The organism is Haloferax marinisediminis, assembly GCF_009674585.1.
GTDB classification, from domain to species: Archaea; Halobacteriota; Halobacteria; order Halobacteriales; family Haloferacaceae; genus Haloferax; species Haloferax marinisediminis.
On record NZ_WKJP01000001.1, the window covers coordinates 2,275,132 to 2,296,982 of the forward strand.

The following is a 21,851-nucleotide window of genomic DNA, read 5'->3' on the forward strand; positions in this document are numbered from 1 at the left end:
GTCGGAACGCGCCGGAGTGGTGATAGATGAACCGGCGCGACGTACTCGGTCTCCTCGCGGGTTCGGGTGTTGCTAGTCTCGCGGGGTGTCTCGGCGGGGGTACCAGCGGGTCTGGCGGAGCGACGACAGAGGGGTCCGAGAGTGGGGCGACCGAGACGACAGGTTCGTCTTCCGACTCCGACGCTGGAGAGCTCCCACTTGTCGTCGATACCATCGACGCGCAGGGGTCTACTGCCGGCGATATTCAGGTACCCGTCGAGGGAACGGCCACGGTTCTCGACCTCTTCGCGACGTGGTGCGCGCCGTGTGTCGCACAGATGGAGTCACTCCGGTCCCTCCACACTGAGTTCGGTGGCGACGTCGCGTTCGTCTCCGTGACGAACGAACGACTCGGCGGCGGCCTCACGATGGACGACATTCGCGACTGGTGGTCCGAACACGACGGCAACTGGGTCGTTGGCCACGACCCAGAGAGTCGACTGATGCGCGCCGTCCGAGCGGGCGGTCTTCCGTTCCTCGTCGTGTTCGACGCAACTGGCGAGATAACGTGGACCCACCGCGGACTCGCGAGTGAGTCGAACCTCCGCCAAGCTATCGAGGACGCGCGCTGATGCTCGGTCTCGACCCCGCCTTCGCCGGCACGCTGGCGTTCGCACTCAGCGCTGGTGTCGCCACGTTCTTCGCGCCCTGTGCGTATCCGCTCCTTCCGGGCTACGTCGGGTACTATCTCTCGCGCGACGACGCCGACCTCGGTGGGGCCGTCGCTCGCGGCGGTGTTGCATCGCTCGCCGCGCTCACCGCCCTCGCCGCAATCGGTGTCCTTCTCGCCCTCATCGGGGGTCGAATTGCGGCACACATCGCACTCTTCGAACCCATCGTCGGCGGCGCTCTCGTCGTCTTTGGCCTCCTCTTGTTCACAGGCCGGGCACCGAGTCTGCACGTCGTTCTGCCCGAGTACCGTTCGTCGGTCGCTGGCTTCGGTATCTTCGGAGCAGTCTACGGGCTAGCGGCCGCTGGCTGTGTCGTCCCAATCTTCCTCGGCGTCGTCGCCCAGTCATTGGCGCTCCCAACTGCGCAGACAGTCGTCTCACTCGGCGCGTACGCGACTGCGGCGGCCCTGCCGCTGGCAATCGTGACGGTGCTGGCCGCCCTCGGTGGTGACCGAATCCGGTCGCTCTCGCAGTACGTCGGGTCCGTCCAGAAAGTCGCTGCCGTCGTGATGATTGCCGCCGGCGTCTGGCAGATTTGGTTGGCGTTCTCGTTCCTCGGCTACGTCTGAAGAATCGGCCGTTCCGTTCTCTCGTCAGTCGTCTATTATCGGCACTTCCCCGTTCGTCGTCGGCAACGCCCGAATCCGACGCGCCGGCACGAGGAAGTTGCCACGGTGCTTGGTGAAGAGGTACTCCAAGATACCGTTGTTGACTCGCTGGCGGATGGTCGGAATGTCGGTCAAGTCGGTTCCGTTCATGGCCTCTCGAACCGCCTCGAAGTCCGAGATGCCGCGCTGGAGCGACGGGAAGTGGAGGCTGGCGATACCGTCGTCGGCTGACTCGAAGTGTCGCCGAAGGAGTTTGACGTTGCCGTCCTCGTCGCGGTTGGCGCGCGCGGCCTTCTGGGCGTGGCCGACGTGGCCGAACTGCTCGGCGTCGTCGCGGATACGGTCGAGCATCGCGTCGATACCGCTGTCGTCGCCGAGGTTCTCGCCGATTCCCTCGACGAGACCCTGTTCGGCGTGTCCCGGCGAGAACAACTTCATGATGCGGTGATACTGGTCTTCTTCGTCGTACCAGTCACCGAGTCGCTGGCGGACGTTCGCGACGTGTTTGGTCGTCCCGCCGGCGAACGGGCCGTCTCGGATGGTGACGTACTCCTCGGTGGCCTGATTCTTGGCGAATCCGGCCTTGAAGCCCATGAACAGCGGCGAGTGTTCGGGGACGGGATTCCCGTCGGGGATGCCGTTGAGTTCCGACTGGCGTTCTGCTGGGAGTCCAGCACCGACGAACCCAGTCCGCCGGGCGTCGACCGAGAAGACGCCAGAGAGGTCGGCGTCGACGGTGATGCCGTTCGCCGTGTCGACTTCGCCGAAGAGCGCCTGTTCGGCTTCCAGCACGACGTCGGCGCGGTCCGATGCGAGGTGGACGAGCGCATCCTGTCGGTCGAACGCCGGCGTCTCGAACGGCGAGAGCGCCCGCGGTTCGGGGAGGTCGATGTCCTCCGGTAGTGGGTCGTCGAATCGGTCGAAGTAGCGCGGTGAGTAGCCAATCGACCACAACAGTCCCTCGTGACTCCGCTCGTACGCCCGGTCGAGGACGCGGAACGCGTTCTCGGCCGTCGAGCGGTCGGATTCCGTCGGTGGGCCGTCACGGTCTAATTCGAGGTAGAGGAGTACCTGATGGCGAGGCATCTCGACGTTGCCGTACTCGTCGGTCTGGCAGGCGTCGTTCCACGCGTGCTGACTCGCTGGGAGCGCGTCGAAGTCGTCGGTTCCGGCTGGTACGGAGTCGTCAGGTGTCCTATCGAGGCAGGCTGAAAGCGCTGCTGCACCACCCGTCGCAACAGCGGCTTTCAGAAACTCCCGGCGAGACGGAGACCCGTCGAACATACGTCGGCTAGGGAGTTCTTCGGCAAGTCCGTTCTGGTGTGCGTGTCGAAGAACTGGTTCAGTTCTCGAACCGAAATCGGCCGCCTGTGCGTTCGAAACACACACCAAACGGCATTTTAGGCTCTGGCCGTAAGTGGGAGATAATGCAGCGACGAACCTACCTCCGTGCGGTCGGAACGGGCGCGGCCGTCGGACTCGCCGGCTGTCTCGGTGGGAGCGGCAATCCGAACGTGTCGCTCTCCAAGCCGGACCGAGAAAACGACATCTCGAGTGAGGACCTTCCGTACCCCGCGTGGGGCCAGCAAGTCCCCGACGTGACGCTCACGGACCCGATTCGCGGGACTGAAGTCGCCGTCCGCGACATCGACACACCGCACTTTCACACGTTCTTCTTTACGAACTGTATGACCGTCTGTCCGGTCCTCATCAGCGCGCTCCGCGAGGTACAGATTCACTCGGTCACTGAGGGGTACGCCAACGAGGTGTCCTTTTACCCCATCACGTTCGACCCCGCCCGCGACGACACAGCAGCGTTCCAGAAGGAAGCAGACCAGATGAACGTCGATATGGACGTCGGCAACTGGCACTTCCTCAGGACCGCTGACGAAGCAGAAGCGAAGTCGGTCGTCGAAGACCAGTTCGGCGTCTTCTTCGAGAAAAACGAACCCAACGAGGATGGCAACTACATGTTCACGCACCTCGGTCTCGTAATGCTCGTCAACGGCGACGGCTACGTCGAGCGAACCTACCGCGGAAACCAACCGGACGAACAGACGCTCATCGACGACCTGACCGCACTTCGGGAGGCGTGATGAGACGGCGGCAATTCCTCACCGCGACAGGAACTGCCGCGGCAGTCGGACTCTCTGGATGCCTCGCAGAACTCGGTCGACTCTACACCTCAGACGAACCGCCCGTCGTCAGAAACCGTCCGAACGAGGTGTACATCCCGACTCACGTCGAGGGGATGAAGATGGCCGGAACCGCCGACGCCGGCGACTACCGCGTTGGCCTCTTCTATAGCTACCCTCACCGCTTCTGGGTGTTGGACGACGAAGACGGCGACTACGGAACGAGCAAGACGACCGTCGAACCGGGTGACGACGTACACCTCATGGCGTCTGTGTGGGACCCCGAGACGGGAACTGTCGTCCCCGACACCGGGTTGTCTGTCGAACTCAGCCGTGACGGCGAACTCGTGAGTGAGGAGGTCATCTACGCCATGCTCTCACAGCGGATGGGATTCCACTACGGCGCGAATTTCGGCCTCGACGGTGACGGAACGTACGACGTTCGGGTGAACGTCGGCGCTGCGTCGCTGAATCGCTACGGTGAGTTGGCTGGACGGTTCGAATCGCCGGCCACCGTGACGCTCGACTTCGAGTTCAGTACGCGAGACAGAGACGACATTCCGTACACGATGCTTGACGACCAGAAAGGCGACCCGGGTGCGGTCAAACCGATGGAGATGGAGATGGTTCCCCTCGGGCGCGCCCCCGAACCACTCCCCGGCGACCAACTCGGATCCGGGATGGCGAGTGGTCTCCGGTTGGTCGGGACAGCCATCTCTGCACCGAGGTTCGGCGAAGACCCGTATCTCGCCATCTCGGTACAGACACCGTACAACCGCCTCGTCGTCCCGCGGATGGGCCTCTCGGCGACTGTCTCTGGCGGCGGACTGGTCCGATTCGACGACAGGCTCGAACCCGGACTCGACCCCGAACTGGGATTCCACTACGGCGCGACGGTCCCCAGTCTCTCGAACGACGACGCGGTCGAGGTTCTCGTCGACACGCCGCCGCAAGTCGCCCGCCACGAGGGCTACGAGACGGCGTTTCTGGAGTTCGACACCGTTCGTCTCACGTAGACAGCCCTATTTTGGCCGAGTTTCTATCTCTCGTATATGACCGCGACGCGCCGTGAACGAGTGACGCTCGCCCTCGCCGTCTGGGGAGTGCTCGTCTCACAAGTGTTACTCTACCCGGGCGTCGCAGACCTCGTCTCGGCGCTCGGGGGGAGCGGCGACATCTCGGCAGGGATGCTGTTCCTCGTCGCCGAATTCGCCGCTTTCGTCACCTTCGCGAGCGTCTGGGGTGCCGCGTCGGACGCACTCAGCAGGCGAACGTCGCTCATCGTCGTCGGTGCCCTCGGTGGTGCGACGAGTTACCTCGTCCTCGCCGCCCTTCCGAGTCTCGGGATGCCGTTTAGTATCGCGCTCGCAGTCCGACTGTTCGGCGGTGCGATGACCATCGGTGCCTTCTCGCTGGCGATTACCATGCTCGCAGACCTCTCCGGTGGGAACGGCCGAAACATGGGTGCGGCCGGTATCGCTATCGGTCTCGGTGCCGCGCTCGGGTCGGTCGTTGGGGGTCGACTCTCGACGTTCGACCCACTCGCACCGCTCTACGCCGCGGCGGCCGTCCTCGTCGGTGTGGCACTTCTCGTCGCGACGGTTCCCGATAGAGCACCGGACTCCGTCCGCGTCGGCATCGGAACCGTCCTCCGGAAGTTAGCCGCGAAACCGGCGTTCAGCGTTCCCTACGCGTTCGGCTTCATCGACCGGATGACGGCCGGGTTCTTCGCACTCGTCGGCGTGTTCTACTTCCGTGAGACGTTCGGGGTGAACGCCGCTGTCGCAGGGGGCGTGCTCGCGCTCTTTTTCGTCCCCTTTGCTATCTTGCAGTACCCGTTTGGGTCGCTCTCTGACCGCGTCGGTCGGTTTAGACCGGTCGTCGTGGGGTCGATGCTGTACGGTGTCGCGATCGTCGCTGTGGGTCTCGCACCGACGTTCGAACTCGCGGCGGGACTGATGGTCGTCGTCGGCGTCTTCGGTGCCCTCGTCGCACCCGCGACGATGGCGCTCGTGACCGATCTCGCACCACCTGGTGAACGCGGCGCGGCGCTCGGAGGCTTCAACGTCTTCGGCAGTCTCGGCTTCCTCACAGGGTTCGTCGTCGGGGGCGTCGTCGCCGACGCCGTCGGCTACCTCCCGTCGTTCCTCGTCGTTGGACTCGCAGAAGTCGCAATCGCGGTCATCGCGCTCCGGGCGGTCAAACGGCTCGACCGGGTCGGGGCGGGTCAGCCCCCAGTGAGTGCAGACTGAAGTTCGGCGTCGACGACCCGCCACATCCCGCGAAGACAGACGATGACTGCGAGGGCGACTCCGGAGAGGATGAACGCGAGAAAGAGGCCGACGAAGACGCCGCTGCCGTGCGGATTCGAGATCGATTGCATGTACTGCCCGAGTTCGATGGCGAGGGCAGCGATACCGGCGACGAAAAAGGCGAACAGCACTTCGAGCAGTCGCCAGAACGATTCGATAGCGAGCCCGCCCCGGCCGGTGACGAGGCGGACGATTCGCCGCGAGGCCGCCAGCAGCGACGTGACTGTGAGAACGGAGATTGCGACCATCGCAATCGGAAGTCCGACATCGGCGAGGTCCACCGAGGTGACGACTGGAGAGAGCAGCGTCAGTGCGACGCCGAGAAGCGTCGATACTGCGAGAACCAACTCGACTCCAAGTATTACTCTCTCGGGGTCGTCGCGGGCGACTCGGACCAGTTGCCTGTGCACGGTCGAACCTCTCGAACGGCAGTAAAGTGTGTTCCCCTATTCGTGGCCAGAGACCCGGACCGGTTCGTAGGGCTCTTCGAGATACTCGATATCAGAGTTCGAGAGTTTGATGTCCAGTGCTTCGACGGCGTCTTCGAGGTGTTCGATACTCGTCGTGCCGACGATGGGTGCGTCGACCCAGTCTTTGTGGAGCACCCACGACAGCGCAATCTGTGCCATCTTCACGCCCTTCTCGTCGGCGAGTTCCTGCACGCGCTCGTTGACTTGGCGGCCGCCGCCTTCGAAGTAGGGGTGCCCCTTCGCGAGTTCGTCCGTCTCGCCGCGTGTCGTCGCCTCGAACTCCTCGTGCGGGCGCGTGAGATAGCCACGGGCGAGTGGCGACCACGGGATGACGCCGACGTTCTGCTGCTCACAGAGCGGGAGAATCTCGCGTTCTTCTTCGCGGTAGAGCAGGTTGTAGTGGTTCTGCATCGTCGCGAAGCGGTCGAGACCGAGTGCGTCCGCTGTGTACTGCGCGTCGGCGAACTGGTGGGCCCACATCGACGAGGCGCCGACGTATCGCGTCTTTCCACGACGGACTGCGTCGTCGAGAGCGCGCATCGTCGTCTCGATTGGCGTGTCGTAATCCCAGCGGTGAATCTGTAGCAGGTCGAGTGTGTCCATCCCGAGTCGGTCGAGTGAGTTGTCGAGTTCTTGCTCGATGGCCTTCCGCGAGAGCCCACCCGAGTTCGGGTCGTTCTCGTCCATCTGGAAGTACACCTTCGACGCGACGACCATCTCGTCGCGGCGTCCCTCCAGTGCCTTGCCGAGGACGCGTTCGGACTCGCCGTCGGAGTACATGTTTGCGGTGTCGAAGAAGTTGATACCGAGGTCGATGGCGCGGTCGACCAGTTCCAGTCCCGCCTCTTCGTCTAAGACCCACTCGCGCCAGTCGGGGGTGCCAAAACTCATGCAACCGAGGCAGATACGCGAAACCTCCATGCCGGTGTCACCAAGTGTCGTGTACTCCATGCCCGCAGGCACACAGGGCAGGGGCAAAAAGGTGGACCACCCGGACAGTTCGGTTCAACTTGTAGAGACGAAGTTCCCAATAATCGCCACATTCCCTCGAAATGAGACTCTCTACGCCTGTTTATCCCCTCACACGTTGTATCATCAAACTGAGGCAAGGCCTCGGTGATTCCGATGTTTAGTAGAACCAAGCTGGTCGCCCTGTTCCTCGCGGTCCTCGTTATTGGGTCCGTCGCGGGTGTGGCGACTGCACAACAGGGACCGTCTGCCGGCGGTGCCATCGTCATCGACGAAGGGGAAACCTACGTCGGTGACCTCGAAGCAACCGGTGGGACAGTCGTCATCGCGGGGACAGTAGATGGAAACGTCGAAACAGCAGCAGGTAGCGTCCTCGTGGCAGAAACCGGTGTCGTGACTGGCTCACTCGAAGGGGTTGCAGGCAGTGTGACCATCGAGGGGACAGTCAACGGTGACGTGAACCTCGCCGCCGGTGCCATCTTCGTCCGCGACACGGCCACTGTCGGCGGGTCGATGGAGGCTGCAGGCGGAGATGTGAGACTCGACGGAGCCATCAGTGGCGACGTCACCGTCACCGCTGAGACGCTCGTCGTCGGCCCAGCCGTACAGATTGGCGGGGCGATGCAGTACAACGCAGCGACTGCGTCGATTGACTCGGGTGCGGCCATCGCTGGCGGCGCGACGCAGGTGGACGACCTCGAAGTCGTTGGCCCGCCCGTCTTCGGTGTGCCAGTCGGTCAGTTCGAAGGCCCCATCATCCCGGCGTGGGTGTTCACTGGGTACTGGCTCATCGCGAACTTAGTCCTCGGTGCGATTATCGTCCTCGTGGCACCCACGTTCGCCACTCGTGTGACGGGCCTCGGGACGAAGAAGGCGCTCCGCAGCGGTGGGACTGGTCTCCTCCTCATCGTCGCCGTCCCCATCGTCCTGCTCGTCTTACTCCTGACCATCATCGGCATCCCGCTGTCACTCGCTGGTGGCGTCGGGTTCGCCCTGGTGCTCTGGGTCGCGAGCATCTACGGGGCACTCGTCCTCGGGACGTGGTTGCTCTCACTGGCGGACTACGACAACCGCTGGGTCGCCCTGTTCGCAGGGCTGTTCATCCTGGCGCTGCTGGACTTCGTCCCGTTCGGTGGCATCGTCGACTTCGTCGTCCTCCTCGTGGGTCTCGGCGCGTTCGCGCTGGCACTCCGCGGTGAGTCCGGTGACGAAGGCGACGAAACAGTGAGCATGCCCGACGAAGGACCGCAAGAAGGCTCTCCGATGACCTGACGGCGGTTCGACGACCCCACAAAATAGCGGACGAACAATTATTATGGTCCTCTCTGTCTGTCGAGTTATGGCAGTCGATTACGAGGCCGAACTGGAATTGTTCGAGTGGGATATCCCGGAAGACTACAACATTCCGGCAGTCATCGAGTCCCACGCCGATTCGTTCGGTGACCGGGTGGCACTGAAGTTCCGTGACGCGGAGGGCACACGCGAAGAACGGACCTACGACGACCTCCGACGGGACATGAACCGATTTGCGAACGCGCTCGAATCGATGGGCGTCGGCAAAGGTGACCGCGTCATTCATCTGCTTCCGCGGGACCCCGACGTGTTCGCCATCCAGCTCGGCGCGCTCAAGCGCGGCGCGCTCCTCGTCCCGAGTTCTTCGATGCTCAAGCCGAAGGACATCGAGTTCCGCGCGAACGACTGTGAGGCGACGACGGCCGTCGTCCACGAGTCGCTCGTCGACATGGTCGACGACGTACGCGACAACACACCACTGGAGAACTTCGTCTCGCTCGGCGGCGCGCCCGACGGGTGGACAGACTTCGCCGACCTCGTCGACGGCGAGTCTGACGAGCACGACGGCCCCGAACTGAAGGCAGAAGATGGCATGTCCATCAACTACACCTCCGGGACGACTGGGCAACCGAAGCCCGTTCGACACCGCCACCGCTGGATGCGCTGCTTCGAACTCATCAACGCACCCTACTGGTGGGGCGTCACGGCCGACGACGACCTCTCGGACGAACTGCTCTGGGCGACCACCGGGACCGGGTGGGCGAAGTGGTTCTGGAGTCCCGTCGGCGTCGGCCTGACGACGGGTGCGACTCAGTTCATCTACCGCGGCGACTTCGAACCGGACCTGTTCCTCGAACTCATGGAAGAAGAAGGCGTCACCCGTCTCTGTGCCGTCCCGACGCAGTACCGCATGTTCGCACAGCGTGACCTCGGGTCGTACGACCTCAAGTTGAAGGAAGTCCTCTCGGCCGGCGAGCCCCTCAACCGCGAACCAATCGAAGCGTTCCGCGAAGCGTTCGACGTCATCCCGCGCGACGGCTACGGCCAGACCGAGACGGTCGCCCTGCTCACGAACTACCCCGGTATCGACGTGAAACCCGGTAGTATGGGTAAGCCGACGCCGGGCCTCGGAACAACTATCATCGACGAAGACGAGAACGAAGTCGACGACGGCGAAATCGGTGAAATCGCGGTCCCTGTCGGCTGTCCGGGTATCTTCGACGGCTACTACGAAAAACCCAACCTCGACGAGAAGACGTTCTCTGGCGACTACTACCGAACCGGTGACCTCGCCTCCCGCGACGAAGACGGCTACTTCTTCTTCGAAGGGCGCGCCGACGACATCATCATCTCGTCGGGCTACCGCATCGGCCCGTTCGAAGTCGAAGACGCACTCGTGTCCCACGAGGCAGTCGCCGAAGCAGCAGCAGTCGCGAGCCCGCACGACGAACGCGGGAACATCGTCAAGGCGTTCGTCGTCCTCGTCGACGGCTACGAAGGCTCTGACGACCTCGTCACCGAGCTTCAGGAGTTCATGAAAGAGCAGACGGCACCGTACAAGTACCCACGCGAAATCGAGTTCGTCGACGAACTCCCGAAGACCTCTTCGGGGAAGATTCGCCGTATCGAACTCCGTTCCCAAGAGAAGTAACCCTCTCAGGGGACTACCCCACGGTTCACATTCTTTACGTGTCGCTCCGTGGTGACTGACATGTACCTCGCGGACCAGACGTGGCCCGAACTCGGTGACTACGTCGCCTCGGAGTCGCTGGCGGTTGTCCCGCTCGGCTCGACCGAACAACACGGCCCACACCTCCCACTCGCCACCGACCACCTCATCGCCGAGTCGTTGGCACGCGCTGCGACCGACCGAACCGGTCACCTCTGTACGCCAACAGTGAACGTCGGCGTGAGCCCCCACCACCGACAGTTTCACGGGACGATGTGGGTCGACGCGCCACAGTTCCGCGACTACGTCGAGTCAATGACGCGTAACCTCGCGTACCACGGTGTCGACCGCGTCGTGTTCGTCAACGCCCACGGCGGCAACGTTCAACACCTCCGCGAAGTCGGTCGCAGACTGCGCGACGACGGGACGATGTACGCCATCGAGTGGATGTGGGACGAGTCGATTCCAGACCTCGTCAGCGAGTTGTTCGACCACCCCGGGCCACACGGCGGTCCGAAGGAGACGGCGATGATTATGCACATCGCGCGCGACCTCGTCCGAGACGACCGACTCGAAGACGCCCGCGACGGGGGAACCGTCGACCTCACTGGAGACCACCTCCGTGAGTACGGTGCCCGGACCTACTACGACGCCATCGAGAACGCCGAAAACGGCGTCTTCGGCGACCAGACCGACGCGACACCAGACGCCGGTGCCGAGCTGTTCGAGGCCGCGACCGACCAACTCGTGCGGCTCCTCGAATGGCTTGACGCGCAACCAATAGACGACCTCCTGGCACCCGCGCACGTCGACCCGCAACCGGGCGAGCGCAGATGACCGTCTGGGTCCTCGGCGACCAACTCTCTCCAGACGCGACACCCCTCCAGCACGACGACCACGTGCTCATGATAGAGGCACACGCGTTCGGCGAGCGGTTGCCGTATCACCCCCAGAAACTGGCGCTCGTGTTCTCGGCGATGCGCCACTTCCGCGACGACCTTCGTGAGCGCGGGTACGAGGTGACCTACATCGAAGCGGAGACGTTCGCCGATGGCCTCGACCGATTCTACGACGCTGCTCCCGGGACAGACCTCGTCATGATGGACCCGCCGAGTCACGGCGCAGGCGAGCGATTTCGGCACCTCGTCGAATCCCGTGGAGGGTCGCTCACGCTCGTCGAAAACGACCGCTTTCTCACGACACCCGCGGAGTTCGATTCGTGGGCGGGCGACGCGGAGTCTTACCGGCAGGAACACTGGTACCGTCACGTCCGGCGAGAGACGGGAATCTTGATGGACGGCGACGACCCGGCCGGTGGTGAGTGGAACTACGACGACCAGAACCGAGAGACGCCACCCGACGACTGGACACCTCCCGAAGCGCCGCGATTCCTCCCTGACGACGTGACACAGGAGGCCATCGAGTTCGTCCGCGAACGCTACCCTGCGGCGTGGGGGTCTGCCGACGAGTTCGTCTGGCCAGTGACCCGTGACGAGGCACGACAGGCACTCGACCACTTCGTCGAGACGCGACTCACCGAGTTCGGCCCGTATCAGGATGCGATGCTCGACGGCGAGTGGGCGCTGTGTCATTCGCTTCTGTCGGCGTCTATCAACCTCGGCTTGCTCACGCCGCACGAGGTCGTCGAGGTCGTCGAGGACGCCTACAGAGATGGTACGGCACCGCTCAACAGCGTCGAAGGCTTCGTCCGGCAGGTCGTCGGCTGGCGAGAGTTCATGCGCCACGTCTACCGCCGGTCGATGCCCGAGCTCGCCGACGCCAACCAACTCGGTCAGACGGAATCACTGCCAGAGGCGTACTGGACCGGCGAGACGGACATGAAGTGTCTCTCTGAGGCGGTCGGCCACGTCTACGACCACGGCTATGCGCACCACATCGAGCGCCTGATGGTGCTTTCGAACTTCGCACTCGTCTACGGCGTCGACCCACAGGAACTCAATCGATGGTTCCACCTCGGATTCGTCGACGCGTACCACTGGGTGACGACGCCGAACGTCGTCGGGATGGGGTCGTTCGCGACAGACGTGCTCTCGTCGAAGCCCTACGCCTCGTCGGGGAACTACGTGAACAAGATGTCCGACTACTGCTCGTCGTGCCCCTACGCGGTGTCGAAGACGACTGGGTCGAACGCGTGCCCGTTCAACGCGCTCTACTGGGACTTCCTGAAGGAGAACGAAGAACTGTTGCGTGGGACGGGTCGGATGGGGCTCATGTACTCACACGTCGACCGGAAAGACGACGACGAGTGGGCCGAAATCAGCGCGCGTGCGACAGAAATTCGGCAGATGGGACGGGACGGCACACTCTGAACGTCCCGGCGCAGTCGCTCACCGTGTGAAAATGAAAAGTTCTGTTCGCGCTCGAGTCTCCGGTCGGGAGTCGCAGCCTTAGAGCCGCTTTACGTTGACCGCTCGGGGACCTTTGTCCGCCTGTTCGATGTCGAATTCGATTTCCTGACCCTCTTCGAGGTCTGGACCACCGATATCTTCCATGTGGAAGAATACGTCGTCATCCGCGTCGTCCGTCTCGATGAATCCGTATCCACCGGAGGACTTGAAGAATGCAACCTTACCTTTCGCCATTGCGTGTCGAATGTCGGCAGAGAAGCTGATAAGGGTTCCGCCAATTGACACCAATCCACGTGGTCTCTGCAGGCAGACACTGTGTTAGTCGCGGCGTTCTCGGCCCAGTGAGTGGAATTCCTCGTTCGGCCGCATATCGGCGAACATCGCCATGCGGTTGCTCAGATTGAAGAACGAGGTGACTGCACCGATGTCCCAGACGGCCTCCTCGGAGAACCCCACGTCACGAAGTCGCTGGAGGTCGTCGTCACCGACTTCAACTGGGCGCTCGGTGAGTTTGACGGCGACGCCGAGCATCGTCTTGTGCTTCTCGGAGATATCCGCCGACCGGTAGTTGGCGACGAGTTGGTCCGCGAGCAGTGGGTCTTTCGCGTAAATTCGCAGCAGCGCACCGTGTGCGACGTTGCAGTAGTAACAGTGGTTGACTCCCGAGACGGCGACGATTATCATCTCGACTTCGTGGCGCTCCAAGTCGGTGTCGTCGACGAGGGCGTCGTGATAGTCGAAAAACGCCCGCCAGTGTGACGGTTTGTACGCGAACCCGGCGAAGACGTTCGGGGTGAAGCCTGCTCGTTCTGTCTCGTCTTCGATTCGCTCGCGCAGGTCGTCTGGGAGTTCGTCGAGGTCCGGAACTGGGAACCGTCGCATCGCGTCGTCGTCCATGCGTCGGTGGTCACTCGGACAGACCTTAACGATTCCTCAGATTCGAGAGACGATACAGCCGGTGGCAATCCGCCCGAGTCAGATAGCGACCGAGAGATACGCGGCGGCGGCGACTGCGAACACGCCGACTGCGAACAGGCCGTAGTTGGCGAGTGTGTTGTCTGCAGTCCAGAGGGAGAGCGTGAACTTCCGCGACGAAAGCGGCCAGAGGGGCCGAATTCCCATGGGTGTGAGCACGTCGCCGAGGAGGTGGGCGACGATGGTCAGCGCGCCGACGGCGAACCCGAACGCACCGAGGGTCAGTGCTGTGGTTTCGGTCTGTCCCGCGTTGCTCGCGAGCAAGAAGGCACCGCCGCCGCCGACGGCACCGACGAGTGCGGCAAACAGGAGCGTGTGGGTCGGCCCACGGTGAGAGATACCCGGGATACGAACGTCGTAATCGGGAAGCATCGCCAACCAGCACATCACCGCGCCGGCGACGAACGCGAGTTCGGGAGAGCCTGCTTGCACCAGCGTGAATCCAAGCGGGGCGAACACGAGGAGGGAGACGCCCCAGTGGCCGAGTCGGTACATCTGACTCGTGTTGGTGGCGGTATCGTACATAACCTTTCGGCCCGAAGAGCGTCACCGTGGCCAGAGTGTCAGCCGCTCGGAACAATGGTTAACCGCGATGGCCGCGTCGTGCGCGTTATGAGCCAGCACCTCTCTGGATTCCTTTCGGGACTGTCGGCGGTGGAGGCGACACTCCTCGTGTTACTCATCTCTATCGGTGGTGCATTCGTGATGGAGGCCGTCGTCATCCGCCTCTTGTTGCAGTACACGAAGCGGACAGAGACTGGCCTCGACAACATCATCGTGCAGGAACTCCGGTGGCCCATCGTCGTCACCGTCTCACTGACCGGCATCTACCTCTTTGCGCAAGCCCCGGCAGTCGCGACAGCGCTCGTCGTCGACGAAGCGTTTCTCAACACCTTCTTCGGACTGCCGTCGATTTCCATCGGCATCGTCGTCTGGGCGTGGGGGCTGAACCGTCTCGTCAACCGCATCGTCGAGTCGGTCAAAGACAAAGGGAGTCGATTCGACTTCGCGCCGGTGTTCTCGAACATCTGGACGATCGTCGTCTCCGCGGGGACCATCGCGGCCCTGTTGTACCTCTGGGGCATCGAAATCACTCCACTGTTCGCCGGTGCAGGTATCGCTGGCATCGCCGTCGGGTTCGCCGCGAAGGATACCGTCGCCAACTTCTTCGGCGGAATCGCACTCTACTTCGACGACACGTACAAGATTGGCGACTACGTCGTCCTCGACTCTGGTGAGGCAGGAACGGTAATCAAAGTCGGAATTCGCTCGACGACGCTCCTCACCCGTGACGAACTCCGCGTCACCGTCCCGAACTCTGTGCTCAACGCTGCGAAGATTATCAACGAGTCGGCGCCGAACCGCCGTCGTCGGATGAAGGTCCCCATCGGCGTCGCCTACGGCACCGACGTGGACGAGGTCGAAGAGATACTCGTCGACATCGCCATCGACGAACCGCTCGTCCTCGATTCGCCCCGACCACGCGCTCGACTCCGGCGGTTCGGTGCCGACGCACTGGAGTACGAACTCGTCTGCTGGGTCAACAGTCCACTCAAACGAGGGAAGGCGACGCACAACGTCAACCGCGCCATCTACAAACGGTTGAACGCTGCAGATATCGGAATCCCGTTCCCACAGCGGGAGGTTCACGTCTACACTGCCGAGAAGCGTGAAAAGCCAGCCCAAAAGTCGATGGTCTCAGAGATGACAAACGGCGGGAGTTCGTCGTCGCGAGCAGACGCCGAGTTCGACGCAGAAGACGCCGAAGACGACTCATACGACGACCTCATAGACGACTGAGTGCGAAGCCGACGACGAGTAACCGCCGGGAACGTTAACCCTCGGGCGGCCCTTCGTCAGGTATGCTCCAACTCGGGCCGCTGGACACGCTCATCCAGACGTTCGGGCCCTTCATCATCCCAGTCCTCCTGTTCGCCGCCGGACTCGTGGGATATCTCGTTCTCGTCGCACTCGGGCAGGGCCGGGCGGAGCGGTGACTGACCAGGACCGAACCACTCGGCACCCGAGTGAGACAGCGACGTGTGTCCCTTATTCTTCGACGACGATGGTTCCGGTCATGCCTGCAGCCTCGTGAGGGATGCAGAAGTACGGGTGTTCGCCCGCCGTCTCGAACGTGTGGACGTAGGACTGACCGGACTGGACCGCGCCCTTCTGTTCGTCCCATCCTGCTTCGGCCGCATCCTGTGACTCGAATCCACCAGAGGCCCAGTACGCTGCACCTTCGGGTAGGTCGCTCCCGATAGCGGTCACCGTGTGTGCTTCGCCAGCGGCGTGTTCGAAGGCGACCGTGTCGCCGACGTTCACTGTCAGTTCGTCGGGGTCGAAGGAGACGGCGTTCATCTTCACGACGTGGTCCACGTCTTCGGGGACACCCTCGACGACGTTCGGTCCGCCTGAGTACGAAGTTTCACTGCCTCCGTGGTCGTGGTCGTGCGACGAGTGGTCGATAGGTGCCTTGTCGGGGGAACCGACGACAGCGAACTGTGCGCGAAGCGTCGCGGCGGCGTACGCGTTGGCCGCCGTGTCGGTCTCGGCACCCTCTTCGAGCGCACCCACGTAGGTCGAAAGTGCCTTCTCGAAACCTTCGTAGGCATCGTGGTCGGCTTCTTCGAGCGTCTCGTGGACGCGGGCTCCTTCGAACGTTTCGTAGACACCGCTCATGCGCGCAGATGCAGCGGCCGCGAGGCCTGCGTCTGCGGCGGCGGTTGCCACCACAGCGTACATCGAGTCGATGGCCTTCTGGTTGTACGTCTTGGCCGGGCCGTAGGCGTCGCCGCCTTCTTCGGCCGCAGTTCCGACTCCTTCGAGTGCGCCTTCGAACGACTTGTACAGGTCGTGGTCGGCGTGTTCGAGCGCCTCGTGGTAGCCACCGGCCCCTTCCTCGAAGAAGCCGTACGCCGACTCCACAACAGCCGCGGCGCGGTCGGTCGACCCAAGCTGTGCGAGTCCGGCCGCGTCGAATCCTCGGGCACCGAAGAACGCTGCTTCGGCGGCCGACACTTCGGCGGTCGTTCCGACTGCAGTCTCGAACTCGAAGAGCGCGTCCATCGCACCCTCGGCGTGCGTCACTGCCGACTCGGTGTCGCCTGCCGTCGCGGCGTCGACGAGACCGGCGAGGTGTTCCTCTTCGAAGCGGTGATAGAGGTCTTCAGACTCGTGTTCGATGGCTTCGTGGAGGTTGGCTTCGTTCTCCTCGAACCGTTCGAAGAGGTGCTCGGCGACGGAGGCGGCCCGGTCGGTCGCACCGAGAGAGACGAGTTCACGAGCATCGGCGAGTCGGGCACGGAAGAACGCCGCTTCGAGGATGGTCGCCGCGTCGCCACCGACGAGTGCTGAGACACCGGCGAGCAGGTTCTCGTCGACAGTCACGAGTGCCTCTTCGGTCGCTTCGAGGTCACCAGACTGGGCTGCTTCCTTCAGCGATTCGAGGCCACCTTCGAAGCCTTCGTACGCGTCGTGGTCGGCGTGTTCGAGAGCCTCGTGTGCGCGTGCGCCTTCGAAGTGCGCGTAGATGTCACCGGCAATCGTCGCGGCGAAGTCGGTCTCACCCTGCGCGACGAGCCACGCGACGTCGGCAGCGCGGGCGCGGTAGAGGGTGAGTGCCGACGCGTGGGCGTACTCGTCACCGGGGCCGCCGAGGCCAGCGAGGACTTCGGCGTCGAAGCCAACTGCTTGCATGAGCGCGAGGTGTCCGGCACCGCTGACGGATTTTGGGGCGACTTCGTAACTGGCATCGACCATCGCGGTGGCGGCACTGCGAGCGGATTGGCGAATCGCGCTCGCGTCGCTCGCGTCGGCCGCGCCTTCGATGCCCGCCTCGAACGTCTCGTAGAGTTCGTGCGATGCCTCCTCGATGACTTCGTGTGCGGGCGCGTCTTCGAACGCTTCGTAGATGCTGTGTGCGAGTTCCGCCGCGGCGTCTCCTTCACCGGCGGCCGCGAGCATCTCGACGTCGCGAGCGCGGGCAGCGAAGGAAAACAGTCCCAGTGCATCGACGATTGCGGGGTCGGTGCGTCCGCGCTGGGCAGCGAGAAGGTTGTCGGCCGCTTGCATGGCGAGGTCGGTCCCCTCGTCGGCGTGGCCTTCGGAGAAGGCAGTTGCCGCACCACCGAGGTGTCGTTCGAACGTCTCGTAGTTCTGCTCGTTCGTCGCTTCCAGCTGTTCGTGCGCACTCCACTCGCCAGATGCCTGTTCGAACCGGGCGAACACGTCTTCGGCCACACGACCGGCAGTACCGAGACGGCCGGCCGAGGCGAGTGCAACCGTATCGTACAGTCGCGCACGCATGGCGTTCCACTCGGCCGCGACGGCAACCGTCGCATCGACAGTCACTGACGAGCCGGCTTCGGTTCCCTCCGCAGTCTCCGTCGCTGCCGTCTCGGATTCCGTCGAATCGTTGTTTTGGCTGCTACAACCGGCGAGGCCGGCGGATGCGACCGCGAGCCCCGTCGTCTTCAACAGCGTCCGTCGGGAGTAGTTCATGATTTTAGGCTTGCCTAAACTAATAAAAGGACTTCGATTTTTAGGCCAGCCTAAAACTGTGCCGTGCGTTGAGACTCTCTCCTGTTACTGATTTTTTTGGTCTCCCTAAACGTTGATAAGGACGTCGATTGTTCGAGTGCCGGCAGCAGCACCGACGGAAAAACGGAGATTGTCGATGAGTGACGACTGTCGGTCGAATCTGGCGCGAAGAGAAGGTAGTCGAAACCGAGGCAGTTGGGTTGAGACGAGGCCGTCGTCGATTAGTCGGACCAGGACGTCTCGTTGCCGCGGATGCGGTCGAACGCAGACTCGAACTCGCCGTCTTCTTCGACGGTGTCTTCCCACTCTTCGAGGCCGCGTTCGACGCGAGTTCCCTGAATGGTGTTGTCGAAGAAGAACGCGAACAGGCCACCGACTGCCATGCCCGTCGAACCGATGACGAAGATGGTGTCGGCGATGAGTTGCGTCCCGAGGATACCGCCAACGACTGCGACCTGACTCATCCCCTGCCGGAAGGCTTCAGCACTGCCGACGTTGCCCATGTACGCTGGGATTGCGAGTCCAGCGAACATGGCGACGCCGATGATGAAGATGTTGCGCGAGGAGTCGAGGTCGACGTACTTCAGGTTCGAGAGGCCGACAGCGACGATTTGGCCGAACATGGCGATGTACAGGCCACCGACGATGGGGCCGGGAATCGTCGCGATGAGTTGCCCGAAGTAGCCGACGAAGCCCATGACGAGCATCAGCGCAGCACCGACCTGCACGACGTAGCGAGACGCGACGCCCGTGAGACCGATTGCACCGATGTTCTCGGAGTACGAGGTCGACCCACTGCCGCCCATCGTCGCGGAGAAGATGTTCATCAGGCCTTCCATGCCGATGCCGTGGTTGATGCGGCGCTTCGACGGTGCACCGACACCCGACAACCGGGCGACGGCGTGGTAGTCACCGAAGGACTCGACCATCGAGGCGGCGACGCCGGCGAGCATGCCGATGATGAACGAGGTGGTGAACTGCGGGATACCGAAGGCGACAGCACCCACGACGGGGAGCGCGACTTCCATCGTTCCAGCACCGCCTGCGAAGCCCCACTGGAAGGGGTAGATAGGCATGACTGCCGGTGCGGTGAGGACCGACTGGAAGTTGACGTACCCCGGTGCACCCGCGGCGATGACGCCCGTGACAGACAGAATCGCCGCCACGATGTAGGAGACGAGGACACCGAGGAGCACGGGGAAGAGTTTGAACGCCGAGTGAGTGGTGTCGAGGTACTGCGAGAAGAGGACGATGAGTGCCAGCGTCAAGCCGAGCAACCACCAGTTGTTGGTGGCCGACGTGACCTGTGGGACGCTGAACAGCGACAGACCGATGAGCGCGATGGTCGGCGCGATGACGACCGGCGAGATGAACTTCCGGAGGCGTCCGAGCAAGCCGAAGTAGCCGACGAGGACTTCGACGCCCGCCGCGACGATGATGGCGCCCTGAAGTTGGAGCAACGCACTCTGCCACGCGACTCCTGCTGGGTCGGTGGCTTTCACGACGCCGATGACGGCGATTGCCGGTGCGAGCATCGAGAACGGTGCCCCCTGCACGATTGGGTAGCGGTTCCCGAACGTCGTCTGCATCAACGTCGCGATGCCGGAGACGACGAAGAACGTCCCGACGAAGCGTGGGACGACGTCGCCGGGCATTCCGAGGACTCCAGCGAGAATGAGGGGAACAGCGATGTTTGCGCCCACCATCGTGAGATAGTGTTGGGCGCCGAGAAGGAGAGCGGTTGGGAGGGGTGGTTTGTCGTCGATACCGTACTGCACGAATGAAGAGGGTGATGAGTCGTCCGTCACGACCATCCCCCCGTATGCGGCGGTTTTCTCCCGAGCATGGTTGTTCCAGCATTCCACTGGTGGTATATATGTCCTACTTTTTCGTGTGACCGGGGCACAACGACTATATTTCACCGTTTTGACTGTTGGCCCATGTTCGACCGACAGTCCTCTCAGAACTCGGCCCGCGACCGGTGGCTCATCGGGTGGGCACTCGGCTACGCCGCCGTCGGTGCATCGTCACTCGTCGTTCCACTCTACGCCATCGAGTTGGGTGCGAGCGCCCTCTTCGTCGGTCTCATCGCGGCCACCGCGGCGTTTGCCGGGGCACCCGGTGCGATACTCTGGGGCCGACTCGCGACCCGAGCGAAACGCAGACGTCCGTTCGTTCTCGTCGCACTCATCTCGACGGCCGGCGTGCTCGGACTACTCACCGCCGTCGACTCACCGACAGCAGTCCTCGCCGCAAATACGCTCCTGTGGTTCGTCGTCGCGGCCGCTGCGCCCGTGTTGAACCTCATCGTCGTCGAAGGCGTACCCTCGCATCGGTGGGACCAACGGTTCGGCGTTCTCAACCACTATCAGGGCTACGGCTGGTTGGGTGGCCTCGTCGTCGGCGCAGTCTGGTCGGCGCTCGCGCCACGACTGCTCGGCCTCGACGCACTCGCCGTCCAACGATGGTTCCTCCTGATTTCGGCAGTTGCCGCCGCGGTCGGAGCAGTCTTGGTTCGAGTGTGGTACCCCGAACACTCCACGGTGTCTGCCGAGAGATTCGCGCGTCTCTCAGCGGGAATCCGCCGACAAAGTGGCCTCATCGGGCGCTCGGTCAGGGCGGTTCCGTACGGTCCATCACGGATGTACTGGGCGCTGCACGGACTGGACCTCTCGGAACTACGGACTCGTGTGAACCCAACCTTGCTTCGGTACCTCGCGGCCGCGACGCTCTTTTTCGTCGGGTTCTCCGTCTTCTTCGGCCCACTCCCTGCGTATCTCATCGCTGCGGGTCGGTCGGCGGATGAAGTGTTCATCCTCTTCGTCCTCTCGAGTCTCGGGTCGGCCCTGAGTTACGCCCGCGTCGGGTCGTTGACGACGACACACGACTCACGAGAGTTACAGGTCGGCGCACTGGCGACGCGTGGACTCGCGTTTCCGCTCGTCGCCGTCGTCGGAACGCGCCTCACGGCAGGGACGAGTTTCCTCGTCCTCGGGGCGACGTTCCTCGTCATCGGTGTCACGTGGGCCGTCATCGCCGTGACGGCGACGGGAATCGTCACCCGCCTCGCATCCGACCGCATTCGAGGTGACGCGCTCGGCGCGTACACGGCGCTCGCAAGCCTCGGCGGCGGTATCGGGGCAGCACTCGGCGGTGTCGTCGCCACCTCCTTCGGATACGTCACCGCCTTCGCACTCGCTGGCGGAATCGTCGTGACGGCGCTCGTCGTCGTCTGGTCGTCGGGCGAAAAATCAGTGCGGGGCCAGTTGCTCTCGACCCAGTGATTACTCGATTGCGTGGACCGGCGAAATCCAGACGACGAGTTCCCCATCACGCTTGATGACGCCCTCGATGGAGTCGTCTTTCTCTAACGGTGGGTCTTCGACGTCGTTCATCGAGACGCGGACGACCTGATACACTTCGTCGACCAGCCATCCCGTCGCTGCTTCGTCTTCGAACCGGTTGGGGTCGAAGATGACGATGCGCTTCGAGTCGCCCTCGTCGTCGATGTTGAACAGCGACTTCGGGTTGATGATGGATGTCGTCCGGCCGCGCAAGTCCATCACGCCCTCGACGTACTCGGGGGAGTTCGGAACGGCCGTGAGTTGACCCTTGTCGACGATTTCGCTCACGTATTCGATATCGACGCAGTACGTCTCCGGCCCCAGTTGGAATTCGAGGACTTGCACCTCTTCTGTGGAGTCTTCATCCGCGTCGTCCGCTGCCACGTCGGGCGTGATTGCATCCTGTCGCATGGTAAAATTCGGCGGTGCACACCGCCGTCTGTCTGCCTCACAGT

General features: G+C 63.1%; 21 protein-coding genes. 12 read left to right on the forward strand and 9 right to left on the reverse strand.

What is annotated here, in order from left to right; all coding sequences use genetic code 11:
- The first annotated feature begins 26 nt into the window (after positions 1 to 26).
- Together GJR98_RS11825 and GJR98_RS11830 are read left to right on the forward strand one after the other, a co-directional pair.
- Positions 27 to 611 carry a TlpA family protein disulfide reductase gene (locus tag GJR98_RS11825; protein ID WP_151138708.1) on the forward strand — a complete coding sequence of 195 codons (585 nt, stop codon included), beginning with the start codon at positions 27 to 29 and terminating at the stop codon, positions 609 to 611.
- Positions 611 to 1,279 carry a cytochrome c biogenesis CcdA family protein gene (locus GJR98_RS11830; RefSeq protein WP_151138710.1) on the forward strand — a complete coding sequence of 223 codons (669 nt, stop codon included), beginning with the start codon at positions 611 to 613 and terminating at the stop codon, positions 1,277 to 1,279. Before GJR98_RS11825 ends, GJR98_RS11830 begins: the two co-directional genes overlap by 1 nt.
- 24 nt (positions 1,280 to 1,303) lie before the next feature.
- Here the strand turns inward: GJR98_RS11830 and GJR98_RS11835 are convergent, their stop codons facing one another.
- Positions 1,304 to 2,602, reverse strand: a complete 1,299-nt coding sequence (locus GJR98_RS11835) for a DUF7405 family protein (RefSeq protein WP_151138712.1) — start codon at positions 2,600 to 2,602, stop codon at positions 1,304 to 1,306.
- 143 nt (positions 2,603 to 2,745) lie between these two features.
- Between GJR98_RS11835 and GJR98_RS11840 the strand changes: the two genes are divergently transcribed.
- The 3 genes from GJR98_RS11840 to GJR98_RS11850 are packed head-to-tail and all read left to right on the forward strand — an operon-like array spanning position 2,746 to position 5,705.
- A complete protein-coding gene (locus GJR98_RS11840; RefSeq protein WP_151138714.1) occupies positions 2,746 to 3,414 on the forward strand; it encodes an SCO family protein in 669 nt (222 codons plus the stop codon).
- On the forward strand, positions 3,411 to 4,469 hold the full coding sequence (locus GJR98_RS11845; RefSeq protein ID WP_191965459.1) for an iron transporter: 1,059 nt from the start codon (positions 3,411 to 3,413) through the stop codon (positions 4,467 to 4,469). Before GJR98_RS11840 ends, GJR98_RS11845 begins: the two co-directional genes overlap by 4 nt.
- Before the next feature lie 36 nt (positions 4,470 to 4,505).
- Positions 4,506 to 5,705: an MFS transporter gene (locus GJR98_RS11850; protein ID WP_151138718.1), complete on the forward strand. Its 1,200-nt coding sequence runs from the start codon at positions 4,506 to 4,508 to the stop codon at positions 5,703 to 5,705.
- On the opposite strand, the gene GJR98_RS11855 is transcribed toward GJR98_RS11850, so the two are convergent.
- Together GJR98_RS11855 and GJR98_RS11860 are read right to left on the reverse strand one after the other, a co-directional pair.
- Positions 5,681 to 6,175, reverse strand: a complete 495-nt coding sequence (locus GJR98_RS11855; RefSeq protein ID WP_151138720.1) for a hypothetical protein — start codon at positions 6,173 to 6,175, stop codon at positions 5,681 to 5,683. The genes GJR98_RS11850 and GJR98_RS11855 overlap by 25 nt on opposite strands.
- 36 nt (positions 6,176 to 6,211) lie before the next feature.
- On the reverse strand, positions 6,212 to 7,186 hold the full coding sequence (locus GJR98_RS11860) for an aldo/keto reductase (protein WP_151138722.1): 975 nt from the start codon (positions 7,184 to 7,186) through the stop codon (positions 6,212 to 6,214).
- A 174-nt stretch (positions 7,187 to 7,360) separates the two neighbouring features.
- On the opposite strand from GJR98_RS11860, the gene GJR98_RS11865 reads away from it, so the two are divergent.
- From GJR98_RS11865 to GJR98_RS11880, 4 genes are all read left to right on the forward strand, one after another.
- On the forward strand, positions 7,361 to 8,476 hold the full coding sequence (locus tag GJR98_RS11865; protein ID WP_151138724.1) for a bactofilin family protein: 1,116 nt from the start codon (positions 7,361 to 7,363) through the stop codon (positions 8,474 to 8,476).
- Positions 8,477 to 8,543: 67 nt separating this feature from the next.
- Complete coding sequence (locus tag GJR98_RS11870) at positions 8,544 to 10,148, forward strand: acyl-CoA synthetase (RefSeq protein WP_151138726.1); 1,605 nt, start codon at positions 8,544 to 8,546, stop codon at positions 10,146 to 10,148.
- Positions 10,149 to 10,208: 60 nt separating this feature from the next.
- A complete protein-coding gene (locus GJR98_RS11875) occupies positions 10,209 to 11,003 on the forward strand; it encodes a creatininase family protein (RefSeq protein ID WP_151138728.1) in 795 nt (264 codons plus the stop codon).
- A complete protein-coding gene (locus tag GJR98_RS11880; RefSeq protein WP_151138731.1) occupies positions 11,000 to 12,496 on the forward strand; it encodes a cryptochrome/photolyase family protein in 1,497 nt (498 codons plus the stop codon). Before GJR98_RS11875 ends, GJR98_RS11880 begins: the two co-directional genes overlap by 4 nt.
- A gap of 78 nt (positions 12,497 to 12,574) precedes the next feature.
- On the opposite strand, the gene GJR98_RS11885 is transcribed toward GJR98_RS11880, so the two are convergent.
- The 3 genes from GJR98_RS11885 to GJR98_RS11895 form a co-directional block, all read right to left on the reverse strand.
- Complete coding sequence (locus GJR98_RS11885) at positions 12,575 to 12,769, reverse strand: cold-shock protein (protein ID WP_151138733.1); 195 nt, start codon at positions 12,767 to 12,769, stop codon at positions 12,575 to 12,577.
- Between the two features lie 84 nt (positions 12,770 to 12,853).
- Positions 12,854 to 13,432 carry a peroxidase-related enzyme gene (locus GJR98_RS11890; protein ID WP_151138735.1) on the reverse strand — a complete coding sequence of 193 codons (579 nt, stop codon included), beginning with the start codon at positions 13,430 to 13,432 and terminating at the stop codon, positions 12,854 to 12,856.
- Between the two features lie 78 nt (positions 13,433 to 13,510).
- Positions 13,511 to 14,005 carry a metal-dependent hydrolase gene (locus tag GJR98_RS11895; RefSeq protein WP_151139442.1) on the reverse strand — a complete coding sequence of 165 codons (495 nt, stop codon included), beginning with the start codon at positions 14,003 to 14,005 and terminating at the stop codon, positions 13,511 to 13,513.
- Positions 14,006 to 14,122: 117 nt separating this feature from the next.
- Between GJR98_RS11895 and GJR98_RS11900 the strand changes: the two genes are divergently transcribed.
- Both GJR98_RS11900 and GJR98_RS17850 read left to right on the forward strand, forming a co-directional pair.
- Positions 14,123 to 15,310 carry a mechanosensitive ion channel family protein gene (locus tag GJR98_RS11900; RefSeq protein WP_151138737.1) on the forward strand — a complete coding sequence of 396 codons (1,188 nt, stop codon included), beginning with the start codon at positions 14,123 to 14,125 and terminating at the stop codon, positions 15,308 to 15,310.
- Positions 15,311 to 15,372: 62 nt separating this feature from the next.
- Positions 15,373 to 15,507, forward strand: a complete 135-nt coding sequence (locus GJR98_RS17850; protein WP_255518434.1) for a hypothetical protein — start codon at positions 15,373 to 15,375, stop codon at positions 15,505 to 15,507.
- Between the two features lie 52 nt (positions 15,508 to 15,559).
- Here the strand turns inward: GJR98_RS17850 and GJR98_RS11905 are convergent, their stop codons facing one another.
- Together GJR98_RS11905 and GJR98_RS11910 are read right to left on the reverse strand one after the other, a co-directional pair.
- A complete protein-coding gene (locus GJR98_RS11905; protein WP_151138739.1) occupies positions 15,560 to 18,013 on the reverse strand; it encodes a DUF5059 domain-containing protein in 2,454 nt (817 codons plus the stop codon).
- Between the two features lie 260 nt (positions 18,014 to 18,273).
- Positions 18,274 to 19,866, reverse strand: a complete 1,593-nt coding sequence (locus tag GJR98_RS11910) for a uracil-xanthine permease family protein (protein WP_151138741.1) — start codon at positions 19,864 to 19,866, stop codon at positions 18,274 to 18,276.
- Positions 19,867 to 19,992: 126 nt separating this feature from the next.
- Here GJR98_RS11910 and GJR98_RS11915 point away from each other — a divergent pair, with 126 nt between their 5' ends.
- Entirely contained in the window at positions 19,993 to 21,336 is a 1,344-nt protein-coding gene (locus GJR98_RS11915; protein ID WP_151138743.1) for an MFS transporter, read from the forward strand.
- On the opposite strand, the gene GJR98_RS11920 is transcribed toward GJR98_RS11915, so the two are convergent.
- The gene (locus tag GJR98_RS11920; RefSeq protein ID WP_151138745.1) at positions 21,337 to 21,807 is read right to left on the reverse strand and encodes a chemotaxis protein CheW; all 471 of its coding nucleotides are present in this window, start codon (positions 21,805 to 21,807) and stop codon (positions 21,337 to 21,339) included.
- Positions 21,808 to 21,851 lie beyond the last annotated feature (44 nt).